The organism is Parabacteroides sp. KHUB-01, assembly GCF_056640935.1.
Window position 1 is genome coordinate 740,465 of sequence record NZ_CM153256.1, and the last position, 13,383, is coordinate 753,847.

General features: G+C 37.8%; 11 protein-coding genes and 1 pseudogene. 4 read left to right on the forward strand and 8 right to left on the reverse strand.

The window, feature by feature from the left end; genetic code table 11:
• Positions 1–14: 14 nt before the first annotated feature.
• The 6 genes from ACYIAR_RS03425 to ACYIAR_RS03450 form a co-directional block, all read right to left on the reverse strand.
• On the reverse strand, positions 15–1,526 hold the full coding sequence (locus tag ACYIAR_RS03425) for a hypothetical protein (protein WP_480332172.1): 1,512 nt from the start codon (positions 1,524–1,526) through the stop codon (positions 15–17).
• 56 nt (positions 1,527–1,582) lie between these two features.
• Positions 1,583–2,668 carry a hypothetical protein gene (locus tag ACYIAR_RS03430; RefSeq protein ID WP_480333691.1) on the reverse strand — a complete coding sequence of 362 codons (1,086 nt, stop codon included), beginning with the start codon at positions 2,666–2,668 and terminating at the stop codon, positions 1,583–1,585.
• Entirely contained in the window at positions 2,595–4,868 is a 2,274-nt protein-coding gene (locus ACYIAR_RS03435) for a DUF4906 domain-containing protein (RefSeq protein ID WP_480332173.1), read from the reverse strand. The genes ACYIAR_RS03430 and ACYIAR_RS03435 overlap by 74 nt, the downstream gene beginning before the upstream one ends.
• A gap of 7 nt (positions 4,869–4,875) precedes the next feature.
• On the reverse strand, positions 4,876–6,759 hold the full coding sequence (locus ACYIAR_RS03440; RefSeq protein ID WP_480332174.1) for a hypothetical protein: 1,884 nt from the start codon (positions 6,757–6,759) through the stop codon (positions 4,876–4,878).
• The gene (locus ACYIAR_RS03445) at positions 6,760–7,152 is read right to left on the reverse strand and encodes a hypothetical protein (protein WP_480332175.1); all 393 of its coding nucleotides are present in this window, start codon (positions 7,150–7,152) and stop codon (positions 6,760–6,762) included.
• Positions 7,153–7,300: 148 nt separating this feature from the next.
• A complete protein-coding gene (locus ACYIAR_RS03450; RefSeq protein WP_480332176.1) occupies positions 7,301–8,353 on the reverse strand; it encodes a hypothetical protein in 1,053 nt (350 codons plus the stop codon).
• A gap of 370 nt (positions 8,354–8,723) precedes the next feature.
• Here ACYIAR_RS03450 and ACYIAR_RS03455 point away from each other — a divergent pair.
• A pseudogene (locus ACYIAR_RS03455) lies at positions 8,724–8,943 on the forward strand (hypothetical protein).
• 331 nt (positions 8,944–9,274) lie between these two features.
• Here the strand turns inward: ACYIAR_RS03455 and ACYIAR_RS03460 are convergent.
• Together ACYIAR_RS03460 and ACYIAR_RS03465 are read right to left on the reverse strand one after the other, a co-directional pair.
• Entirely contained in the window at positions 9,275–9,958 is a 684-nt protein-coding gene (locus tag ACYIAR_RS03460) for a hypothetical protein (RefSeq protein WP_413640017.1), read from the reverse strand.
• 66 nt (positions 9,959–10,024) lie between these two features.
• Complete coding sequence (locus ACYIAR_RS03465; RefSeq protein WP_480332177.1) at positions 10,025–10,732, reverse strand: S24 family peptidase; 708 nt, start codon at positions 10,730–10,732, stop codon at positions 10,025–10,027.
• Between the two features lie 319 nt (positions 10,733–11,051).
• On the opposite strand from ACYIAR_RS03465, the gene ACYIAR_RS03470 reads away from it, so the two are divergent.
• The 3 genes from ACYIAR_RS03470 to istB are packed head-to-tail and all read left to right on the forward strand — an operon-like array spanning position 11,052 to position 13,379.
• Complete coding sequence (locus ACYIAR_RS03470; RefSeq protein WP_480331704.1) at positions 11,052–11,183, forward strand: hypothetical protein; 132 nt, start codon at positions 11,052–11,054, stop codon at positions 11,181–11,183.
• Positions 11,174–12,616, forward strand: a complete 1,443-nt coding sequence (gene istA, locus ACYIAR_RS03475) for an IS21 family transposase (RefSeq protein ID WP_480331766.1) — start codon at positions 11,174–11,176, stop codon at positions 12,614–12,616. The genes ACYIAR_RS03470 and istA overlap by 10 nt, the downstream gene beginning before the upstream one ends.
• Positions 12,606–13,379 (forward strand): IS21-like element helper ATPase IstB, encoded by a 774-nt coding sequence (istB, locus tag ACYIAR_RS03480; RefSeq protein ID WP_480331376.1) that lies wholly within the window; start codon positions 12,606–12,608, stop codon positions 13,377–13,379. Before istA ends, istB begins: the two co-directional genes overlap by 11 nt.
• Positions 13,380–13,383 lie beyond the last annotated feature (4 nt).

Sequence of the window (13,383 nt, forward strand, 5' to 3'; positions counted from 1 at the left end):
AAAGAAAAGATTACTTAGTTTTCAGGAATACTCTTCTTCTCCACAGTCCATTCACCTGATATCAGGATACTTCCACTTTTGGATAAATCAGGAATATCAATCTTCAATTGAAAATTGTTTAAGTCCGTACCATATTTAGAGTCTTCAACAACAAATAAATTGGTATTAATAAGATTCTTTAAATCACCACTTATTTCTACAATTAAGCCTAAATCAAAAGTTGTTGAAAACGGCTTCAGTTCTGACCCATTATTATAAGTCATTGTCGACTTATAAGTCATCACCGCATGCTGATTACCTTTGATTCCTATCGGCTTATCAACATCAATCGAAGCCTCTCGCTCACCTTTACAAAGGACAAGCTGCCCTACGCTATTTTTATCCGTTTCATCCTTATTATCTCCAAACGTATAAACAGAAAATGTATTCATTCCGTCTTCTATCAGCTCTATCGGGTTAGTAAGAGTTATAATGTATCCATCCTGACTATACGACTTCCAACCTTCAGAAATATTCAAACTATTGGCTCCGGGGTTAAACTGTACTTTCGGGGTAAAACCGTACCAAGAGGAAAACAGTTCATCTTTAACAGAAGGATTATCATTTATATCCTTTACAAGAATCTCCGATAATTGGTTGGAAAATTGAGATTCTAAATTTCTCCAATAAGAAAACTCCTTTAATTTAGCAACCAAACTTTCACGTTCTGCTATCAAAGAGCTATTTTCTTCGTCAATCACTATTTGATTAACATCGTCCGCAAAACCATTCATATACTTTTTAGCAGATTCATAAATCAAACCGCCATAACTATCTTCAGACTGAGGTTCTGCAATCCATGAAATATACCAATCAGCCAAAGCTGCATTAACCACCTCGAATTTTTCTATTTCAGAGTATTCCGCTCTCCTAAACTCCGTCTTACTCACCACCCTCTGTAACATCACCGGGCAATTATACGGATTGTCCCTGTCAGCACCTCCATTCGAAGAAAGTATCTCTTGGGTAAACAAATAAAACATTTCATCTTCCTCCGTGATAGCTGTTTCCGGAAGTTGCAAACATATTTCAGAAAAAGGACGGGGAATAGTTTCTCCACCTTCCATCTTGTCCAGTAATAATGTTTTCCCTTCTTCCGCATTGGCAACAAACACTGCAGTGTAAGTTGTATTAATATCTAATGTATCTTTCAAGGCTTCACGCTGTTCCCACGACATATTATCACGTGTCATAGGAAATTGGAAATGCGTTTCTCCACTTTTCAATGGGATTTCTCGTTTCTTTACCAACGTACCATCCTGATACAACAAATACAAAATAGACTTGATTCTATTATCCGGTTCATTTGTTTCGCCGGAACGAGTCACTCCGTTGCCAACAGTATAGTCCACGATAAACTGTTCGCCTGTATGAGGCAAATGTTGGTCGGTGCCCGAGTCCGGACGATCTGTCAGTTCGTCTTTCTCACAAGCCGAGAAGAACAACAAGGCTGTTACAGCCCAAGGGAATATCTTGTTTCGTATCATATCTTGAAATAATTTAAAATACCGGGATACGGTGATTCGCCGTGTTTAATCCAATTTTACTGCCAGCCATTCCAGCCATTATCCGGAACATCAATCACCGCATCCCCTCCATCATCAAACCCCGCATACCTCACCTCAAACTCATCCGTATGCATTCCATTGAACAGGACTGTGGTGCGTGTATTCTTCTTTATCTGGATTGGTTCTTTATTTTCGTTTTGTAATACAAATTCTTCTGATGTTCCTCCATTAAAATATACAGTTACTTTTGCATTTTTCAGCTCGCCCGGCAAAAGTGAAACACGAAGAATCTGACGGGTTTTCTGTTTCGAAACATTGATAGTAAAATATTTTTCAGACTCATCAGCTACTATCACCTGATCCTCCGCCTTATCTCGGATATAAAAACGTGTAGGAGTAATAACGGTAAGAGTTATGGAAGAAACTTGATTCTCAAACTGGTCTGCTGGTTTTCCCATATCCAGAATCAGCTGTCCGGTAACACGTGTCAGGGCAACATCCTCGCTGGTCGGATTTGTGGCATCCACCCAGCGGTCTATAATTTTCCTGTAAACAGACAAATCATCATTGTTGGCTGCTGTAGGTTCTGAAGCCTGATAACGAAGTACAGGCTGATAGTCAACCATCAGTTTATTGAAATCATGTTCTTCGGAATACTTTGTGGTTTCGCCAACAAACATCTCACTTCCCATTTTATCATTCAAAGCAGGCACACAGACAAAGGCGAATTTATACCATTGTCCTTTCAGCCCTTCCAACTGGTATGTCGAGCCGTCGAGGTCAAAACGGTTGGACGCGTCACAATGCAATGTCTCACTACCATCACTTTCCGTATGCTCCGATAATCTCTCCGCAAGAAAAAGCCGTGTGAACTGCTTGCCCGAAATCTCGTTATCAGCCGAATTGTCCGATGCACGTGTGGTCACGTTGAATGTAGCCACGGGCACATTGCCGTCATTTTCCCCGCCTTCCTTCATCTCGTCCGAGCATGAAAACAGAGCAAAGGCAAACAGCATAGCCATATATATTGTGTATCTCTTCATATCATTATTCTCCTTTATTCTTATCCATGATTTCTTCCTCATCGTCGTTCCAGTCCTCATCATTATCCACATTTCCATCAGTCTCGCCTGTTTCCGGGCCTAACCATCCATCGGCACGGCGGGCGCAAAGCACATTGTAATAGCGAGAACGCAAACCGATGGCTTTTTTGCCGGTCGAAAGTGTCACATAATAGGAACGTCCCGGCGTTATTCCGGCAGGGTCGGCAACAGAAGGCGATGACGTATGGAATATTCCATTATCCTGATCCCAATCTACAGTTTTAAATATTTCAACATCTTTAGGATAATAATCACCAGCTCCTTCACCATAAATATGCGCGCTCAAAGCCTGGATTTCATTTGCGGCAGGCAAATACCAAAGAATTTCGTTATAGTCTATCTTTCCGTTTCCATTCCTGTCGCGGTTCTTGTTTATCGCATAACCAAGAGCAATATCCTGAGGTATTCCATTCGGATATTTATCGGCAGGATACATAGGAGCCACGCCCCACTTGTCGCCATTGAGTGCCACATCATACAGGCGGCGAGTATTGGCAAGTCCATCCCACTGCCCGGCAGCAATCAAGTCGTCGGTGATGAAACTCCAGTAATGTTCAAATCCCCAACTCATATTCTTCTTTTCCAATACACGCTCCACATAAAAATCCTCATTGATTTCTTTAGCCAAATGAATATCATAATCAATATGCAAGCGTACCAACTGTGCCGGGTATTGTTTGATTTCCACACGTTGTGACACATTTCCGCATTTGAACACCAGAGCACCAGTGCGTGGCTCGAACAAACGATTATCCGCAGGATTATTAATCTTAGGCACATACTCATCCGTATGAATATATACATACTGCAAACCACCTGTCCCACTCATGCTGAACGAAGCTTTATCTGCCGAAGCAGCCTCGCCAGCCATTCTTGGTATATAGCGCGCGGACTTCGAAATCTCAAGCCAAGGCGTCTTATCCGGGTTCTCCACATTCACCGTCCAATCACCTTGGGCATACATCAATGCCTGCAATACGTTCGGATGAGCGTCCAATATCTCATCAAAGTTTCCATACACTTGTATTGCCCCGATACCGTTTGAGATTACACGCGTATCGGTCTTGTCCATATCATAAATAGTAATATTATAAATATAATGATGATTACGGCATACATTGAAATCCTTATAGTTATCCTTACCCAAATAAACATAATAGGTCACTTCATAAGGGCCGCTCTCGTTGGTATAAACCCCATGAATTGTCAGATAGGAAGCATATTGAAAACCTGTCTCCTTTTTAGTTGTTTCATCATATACCCCATCATTCGCCCTTTTAAATTCCAAAGCATGCTGCCTTTTATATATCTGCTGATATTTTTGATAAAGGTTATCATAAGGATATGCTCCTTCTTTAATACTCTGCAGACCTATGATATTTGCCCAATTTCCAACTTTATCCTCTATTCCTCCCTGACGGTTCTCATACAGATAATAAGAAGCAGAGTAATAAGGCGCAGTTGCAACACCTGAGCCAGAGTCTGATTCGTCAACATATTCAAAATCAACCCAAACCTTATCCTTATAGTATTTATTTGCCCTATTTGTATAGTCAGTATCATACACATAATCAACAGTCTTCACATTCAAATAATCATCCACGCACGCATAATCTTCCGGTTCCAACAATTTGCTGCCCATAGGAATATTATGCATATATATCGCGCTCAGCATAAACTGGTCTCCAGTGTTCTGTGGAGAAAATGTTATATTAAAGTCGAATTTGGCGGCAAGGCGGGTTACGGTGATTTCGTATGATGATGCTCCTGAATCTGTAGGAGTTTTCCCGCTCATCACATACTTTCCTGTATAAGCTCCATCCGGCTGTGACAATGTTACGGATACTGATTCCAAATCAGACAAATTATCTACATCATCCAATATACTTATATCCGGCACATTGCATAGAGCATAAACCACAGTTACCCCTTCCGGTATATAAAGCCTTACCGTATTGTTATTCTCTATCAATTGCTGATATGCTTCTACTTTCAATTCTCCAGCATCATTAAATCCCATCAGCATCACACTTTCAAAAACTTCATCTGTTTTTGCGTCACCGCTTCGTGTATATATGGCTGAAGCATCTGATGCCTGCAAGACAAATGTAGTCTTACCGTCTGAAGGATATTCACCTTCAACGGACTGCTCCAAATCATCCTGGCAGGCTGCAAGGAGAGAGAGGAGTAATAATATTATATAGGTGTATTGTTTCATTATATTATTAATTTTCGTTTATTATGCAGGCTTGACGCATATAAAAAAATTCGTTTCTATTTCCTGATATACTATATCCATCATAACCTACAACATCATACAAACCTACTGTATCATTATTTTTTCGATAAATATTATAAGAACACCAACCTCCTTGATTACTTGATGTCCAATATTTTTGAGGTTTAATCTGAACATTCCAACTTAAATCATATAATGAACTCTGAAAAAATGATTCCATTTCATAATAAGCAGGCAAAAACCAGATATTATTAGTTGTTTTTTCTACTTTTAATGAATTCGAAATATTCAATCTTTTTTTTGCAGCTTTATATATCGCACAACCATTTTTATATACTGTATTTTCTCCATAATAAAATGCATCATAGAAATTACCTTTAGATAATTCTAATGCACGAGTATAATTATCATAACCACTTTTATTTGAAAATTCTGATAAAACACTTTCCAGAAAATTCCATTGGACTGCAATACCTTTATTTATAATAACACCTGTTCCTAAATCCCTCTTAACCCCCCAATCATAATAACTGAATCCAAGAGTTCTACCTTCATAATTAACAGTTATTGCATTATACTGTGCAATAACCATATCATCTGTCGCTACTATATTACCATCTTCGTCCAACGTTTCCAATAATATTTTAGAATAACGTTTTTTTTGAGAGAAATAATTTCCATCAGCATAATCCGTCAATAATAATGTAAGAGAAGTTCCATCTTCACATTCTTCCTGAGTTGCTTCATATTCTTGTACATAACTGTTATTATTATTGATATAAAGCATTTCTCCTCCCGACGGATTACTATCTATATTACCATCCTCATCACATTTATAAATTGTCACCCTCCATTGTGATTTTAACAAAGACGGGCTTATGCGTAATATTAATCTTTCTGGAGTTGGATAATATAAGGGATATGACGGAGATTCTGTAGTATAGCCATAACCATCCACATCATCAATACCAATACAATCAAATATATATTTATCCGTATTATAAGCCATACCGTCTTCATTGACCAACTCCATCGTCGCATTCACCGGCACACTCGGAAACTCCACATTCACATTTTCCTTATCCCATTCCTTAGCCGTAACAGTTATCTTCGTTCCTGCCAGGCTCATTGGATAATCACCGTCAGTAGAATCTGACTCCGGCTTCTCTCCAATATGGTATATATAGTTAGGGCGTATTGAATAACTGTTTTTATTCTCTCCTGTTACATCCACATTATCCCATTCCACAGGGAAGGTAGTAATTTTAGTCAATGCAGCTCCTTCTGCTATATTGTCATCTTTATTTTCATCATATGCTTTTCCCCACAATTCCAACTCCAAGGTATTTTTGCCATCTTCATTTTTTATAGGCAAGACATAAGCTCCTTTCAATAAAGTATTTTCCAATTGATTAGATAAAGTAGTGGATATTACATATAATTCATTTTTAGAGTCAGGTTGATAATTATCACCTGTCAAATCAAAAGAACAAATCGTATTACTTGTTTCTGGAGCCGAACCGTTATAAGTTCCGAAATCATCAGGAAGCAAATTACCATTCGTTGGATTAATTCTTCGCAAAGAAATTTCGTTGTTTTGTTTGTCCATTAAGTTTAGACGAATTTCTGTAATCCTGTATGTTGTATTATTAGTGGTGAGTTTATAAGGAATGTCTGTCAAATAACACAACACCCCCGCCACTCTCCTCTTCATCTCAACTTCCACCTTATTCTCAATATCCGGTTCATAGGTGAAAGTGTTCCATCCGGCGAATAGTTCGGAGGTAGCTATTGAAGCTGCATTAGCAGCAATGGCTTTGGCTTCGGCTAAAGTATTAGCAGTTTTAAGTTTAGTTTCAAAATCGCTCAATTAGGTAAAATATGTCGTTTTAGAATCAGCATCCAACCCTACAGCCAGTATGATATATTCTCCGGGTACGAGATCCGTGAACTGAAGTGGGCGTACCTGTTTCTCGTATGAGGTTACATTTTCGGTTTTATCCCATTCAAAATCCTTAGCAGCCACAAAAGTAGCATTGTCATAGACTCCGTCTTCATTTACTTTATACAAAGCTATATAAACCGATTCCACATTCTGAGTGGCAGCTGTTGAAGTCAGATTGGTGCGTGTTTCCATATTCCCGCTGGTAAGCGTGAGGGTGATTCCTCCTATATTCGGATTGTCGCTTCCGGGAATATCGTCCTTGCAACTGCCAAAAGAAAGTGTGAACAATACAGATAATATGTAATAAATATATTTCATATAGCTTTCTATAAATATTTATTTAAGTATTGCTTATATTCTATTCATTTGAAACTACATGTTTCAGGTAGTTTTTTATATTAGTCAAGTGCCTCCCTGCCTTTCCGGCAGGTTGGCACTTGGATTTTTAGTTATGAGTTTGATAGGGTTATTCTACTTCCATCTGGTGGATCATTTCCCAGTTGTCGTTAACCTTAACAATCAAATTCAAACCTTTTGACAAGTCTTCAGGTTCATTATCTTCTTTGCTAATCTGACCGACAGTATACAAATGGTTACGAACCAAACTGTATGAAGTTCTGTTTTCTTCGTATTCTGCAGCATTTTCACCCAAAGAAACTGGAGTGTCATCAGCATTAGATTTTAATACATAAACATGACGACCTTGAGTTCCAATCTTCAACTGAGGATCACTTTCTGGCAAATTGATATTCCAAGCACGAACAACGTTTTCTTGAGATACAATTTGTGTATTTCCATCATTTGCCTTCAATTCTGCCCCTGCTACTAGCTGCAACTGCATTGTTCTAACATCAGGAGTTTTTGCAACCGGAATCAAAAATTTACCAGCAAAAACAGTACCACGCTGATAAGCAACATCATCTGAAATACCAACAGGTGTCACCCAATTATCTCCCTGGGCATCATCTTCTGTCAAATAACAGTCACCATCAACGTCTGCAGCTTTAAACCAATCTTTCAAACTGATTTCATATACAATGTGACTATCTTTATTAGATTTATCAATTACAGGAAGACCTGTTGTTTTATCAAATTGACCTGTAGCATCTACAAAATTAGCATCTTTTGAAATAGCATCTTTTGTAGTACCATTTACAACATACACCACATCTTCTCCTGTTTCTGTGAAATTAGTATTGAAACAACCCATCTGTAACATATCATTCAATCCTGATACTACTAAACGAAGTTTCAAACCTTCAACGTAAGTCTTATAATTTGCAGCAGAAACATGAGAGGCATCATTATCATCACCAATTGTAAATTTATTTCCTGCAGGGAATGTAGGTATATTCTCAAAATAACCAATTGTACCTGTAACCTGACGATGCAAAGTCAATACATTTTCATCACCGTTTGTCAAGACAAACTCATTATCTGTATTAACTTCAATTGAAGCGATTTCTCCTGCAAAAATTTCTTCACCATAATCTTTAGTTTCAGTTTTAGTAGGGGGCATAAAACGAAGCGATTAAACTATGAATAAGGACAAACTGATGTATAATACAGTAAATTAGATAGTTATACAGATAACATGGTTTTGGGCAAATAAAACGAAGCGTACTTTTCCCTTTACTTTAGGTTTACTTTTCAGGCGTTGAATATGGGCAATTATTTGCTCAGTTTTACATTTTAGATTGCACGTCTTATACTTTCACCAGAAATGATACAAAGCCCGTCAGATCGCCTTAAAATAGGTTGAGTCCGGCGGGCTTATTTGTGGGCGTATATTGTATTGATAAAATATGGTTTTTGGAATGTTTAGCGTGTAAAATACTTCCAAATAGCTGTTATTTGGTACTTTTGCATAAAAGATACTTCCAAAGTATATGGATAAACAGGATATAAAAATAGTGCATGTACATCTAATTTTTGAGAGGAAAGACTTCTATTTCGGAAGCCTTTCCGCGGTGTTTGATACTCTGGAGGAAGACCGCGTAGGAATCAAAAAAAAGTACGCTTTTACATGCCGGTTTAACGGATGGGAGTATCAAGATCACAAAAAGGGCACGAATTGTGGTGTCGCATCTTATTAGAGGCAGTCGTTAAAACACTGTTATATTGCTTTTTAAGGGCCGTTGTAACGTCTTTTTCCCGTGGCGTTACTTCGGCCTTTTTTGTAAATAGGGGTACAAAAAGAGGGGCGTAAAAGAGGGATATAATTAAATGTTAAAAGAGGGGCAAAAGGGGGGCAAAAACTCGATTTTTTGATAGTGTACAAATATACAAAACGTATGAAAAACGGCTTTTTGACAAAAAAAGCCGTTTAAATTGGTAGAAAAAGCTATATAATAAACTGAATAATGACGTGTTTATCTCTCTGTAAATCAAATACTTCTCGCTGTTGTCTAAACCTGTTTTAATCGAAAACGTGTGCGTGTTAGGTTTTGTTGCGCATCTGGATGTATTTTTGTCGTAATTGCAATATCTTTTGTTCTACCATTTGATTATCTCTTACATACCATTTTTGTAATAATTCAGTTGTGTAATTAATTAGATAATCAATTCGATTGAGGTAAGCGTCCTTGCGTTTATATCTCGTCAATTCACTATCCCAATATGCTTCATAATTATTACAAGCCTGAATTATGTATGAGCTTCTATCTATTATATTCTGATGCTCTATTATAAGATGAGCATCGTTTTTTATCGTTGCTCGACGTGTTGTATAAACCCCATCTTTTCTTAATTTATTATATAGCGCAATACCTTGTTTGATGTAAAATTCGTAATCGCCTATTAATAAAAGTTCTTTTCTACATTCATCGTAATTTTCGAACTTCTTTTCAAAATCGTAGATTGAAGGCATGTATTCCAAATCAATACATGCATGCAAAAAACTTGCGACAACATGGGTTTTTCTGCTTTTAATTAAATTCCCATAAGAGGTATAAGATTTTTCCCGTCTTTCATTGTACGAAGTTTTATCAACTTCTTTAATTTCTATTGTATCCTTTTCTTTCCCATGGATTTCATTTGTAGGTTTATTTTCTAATGGAACTGTAAATTCAGAAAAGGCTTTTGCTTTTTTCTTTTTATTCTTTTTGTGGATCTTAATAGCCATGTATAAACAGAATATGACTAAAACACCACTTAACCAAAGATATAATATGTCACTCATTTTATCAAATTATTCAAGGCTAACAGAACCAACAACTAAAGCTATACCGGTAATTTCATCTACCGGAATATCAAACGGCGGATATTCCTTATTATCTGATACGACCCGAAGGTGTTGCATATCGTCTCCGGGCATTAGACGTTTTATCAAAATGCCTTGTTCCCTCGTTGCAATTACATGGCATTTGTTCCATTGGATAAACTGTGTATTCCTTAGTATAGAACAGGCGATCACGTCTCCAGAATTAAAGTGCGGGTACATAGATAGTCCGGAAACTTCTATCATAAAGTCGACCTTACAATACTTGAATTTGGGTATTACGTAGTATTCCTTCACGTCGCTTTCCTCTATTGAGAAATTGGCGTTACCAAATCCGGCAGCGGCCGTTTGAGTTACCAAAGGTATAGGACTTAACCCGGATCGGGCTGCCTCCGCAAATGGAATTGCCTCGCGGTCCATTATTTCTTTACTGAAAAGCATGGACGTTTTTTTATGGTCTGCTTTTGTATCGCTCTTTACCATATCACCCTCACCAGTTAATAGCCATTCTGCAGATATATCACTACATTTTGCATATATAAGTTCTGAATCAAATGTGCTTCTGGCCACCCACGCACTAATAGTTTGTGGTGAAACACCTAATATACTGGCAAACTTTGCCTTATTTCCATTTGTATAATGGGCTAAAATAGCCTCAAGCATTTGTTTCTTATCCATATTCAAAAAAATAATCTACATTTTGAAGAAATAATCTACATTTTGTTTTGTTTATATCTACAAAGTGTATATATTTGCAGTGTGTTAACAATGATAACGGGCGGTAAATATAATGAAAACGCCTGAGAAGTCATATGGAAAATATAAAGTCACTTGACCCACTATTATAAAAATCACCTGACCCACCTTTATAACCGAAACTGACCCACTTAGATTATAATAAAAATTGACCCTATAGAATTACCACATTTCAGTCTTGTTTTTGTACTTTAAAAAGCATTTTAACCCGGTATCATTAACCGAATAAAAATTTTAAAGAATGAAAATAAGAATCAAGCACATACTGCGGTGCTACCAGTCAGGAATGAGTATCCGTAGTATCAGTTCTTCTCTTCTGATTTCACGTAATACAGTAAACGGTATATCCGAATATACGAGGATATGGGTATAGAGCTGGAACGCCTGTTGAAAATGGACGAGCATCATCTGCATGAACTTTTCGGTACGGAGACTGACAACGAATCAACAGGATCTGCAGAGTATAAGTATCTTCAAGAACATATACCTGAGTACATTAAACGACTTAAATCCCGTGGAACAACAAGAAGGTCCTTGTATGAGGAGTATCTGAGAAACCGTCCCCAAGGTTACAGTTATTGTTCATTCTGCCTGTATCTCAGACGTGAAAGGGAGGTAAAAATACCGGTTGGACGCATAGATCATATAGCTGGTGATCAGATGTATGTGGATTTTGCCGGTGACAAACTTTATATTTCAGACAGGAATACGGGTGATAAGGTTCCCGTAGAAGTCTTTGCTGCGATACTTCCATGCAGTCAGATTACTTATTACGAGGCTGTACCATCGCAAAAGAAAGAATATCTTATCCAGGCATGTGAAAATGCTTTCCATTATTTTGGAGGTGTACCAAATGCCATAGTTCCCGACAACCTCAAATCTGCCGTAACAAGGCCCGGTGGAATAGAGCCTGTAATAAATGATGACTTTGCGGCATTTGCAGACCATTATGGTTGTGTTGTCTTTCCGGCAAGAGTGCGCAAACCCAAAGACAAGGCTTTGGTTGAAAATGCTGTAAGACTGCTTTACAGGGAGGTATATTCAAAGATGACAGGATTGAAATTCAATGATATTGAAGCCTTGAACATAGAAATAATGAAACATACTGACGCATTGAACAGCCGAAAGATGTACAACCGCAGCTACAGCCGTAGGGAGCGTTTCCTCGAGGTCGAGAAAGACAGGCTACATATATTGCCGGCAACAAGATTTATATCAAAAAACCGGAAAACGGCAACTGTCATGAAAAACAGTTATGTATCGCTTAACAATCACTATTACAGTGTTCCTAAAGAGTATATAGGCGATGCTGTAGAATTACTGTATGATGGGGACACAGTGAAGATATATCATAAATTCAGACACATAACGACACATCGCAGGGATGATACACCTTTCACTTATTCAGAAAAACCTTCCCATAAACTTCCCGGAGTACTACATGAATACAGAATCAGAATGGATGATATATACCGCAAGGCACGTGAAATAGACCCGGTAGTGGAAGAGTATATAAAGTTGGTGGCTGTTGCCAAAAAATATCCTGTTCAGGCTATACGTTCAGCTGATGGTATATTATGTCTTGTGGAATGTTTCGGACACGACAGAGTGGTTCTTGCATGCCAGATAGCAATGGAATCCTGCATGTTCGGGTTCAACGAACTTGAAAGCCTTCTGGTAAACAGGGAAGATGAAAAGTATCATATACAAATGGAGGGGCTTGCTCCTGAACTTACCCCTAAACACAGAAATCTCAGAGGTAAGGATTATTTTAACTCTAAAAATATGGATAAAAATGACAAGTAATAATAAAACAAACAGAACTGTCGGAAAAAATATGGACAGAATAATGGAGTTACTCTCCAAATTACGTTTTTACGGTATGCTTGAAACATACAGGAATGACTGCAGGACAACATCCTCTGATGGTATGACAAACGATGAGTTCCTGAAATGGCTTCTTGAAAGCGAGTATGATTACAGACGCAATGTAAGCATTGAGCGACTGATAAGATCTGCAAACTTCAGATATAAGGCATATATGGAAAAAATAGACTATACAATAAAACGGAACCTTGACCGGAACCAGCTCGAGAGACTTGCTTCTCTTGATTTTATAAGAGACGGACAGAATATTTTTATCACAGGAAGCTCCGGAACAGGTAAAAGCTATATAGCTTCAGCAATAGGATATGAAGCATGCAAAAATGGAGTCAGAACTTTATACTCCAATGCGTCAAAGCTTATGGGACAGCTTAAAATGGCCAAAAACAAGGGAACTATAGAATCTGAGATGAAAAAAATTGAAAAGTGTTCACTGCTTATTTTAGACGATCTCTTTCTTATAGGACTGGATGCCAGGGAAAGGTCAATACTTATGGAAATAATAGAAGACAGACACGGAATAAAATCAATCATAATAACATCACAACTTCCAGTTGAAAGCTGGTATGATGCAATTGGAGATCCTACTTTAGCTGATGCAATCCTGGACAGAATTGTACATACGGCACACAAAATTGAACTAACGGGAGATTCTGTAAGAAAGATTAATGCTAAAAAGAAGTAGTATC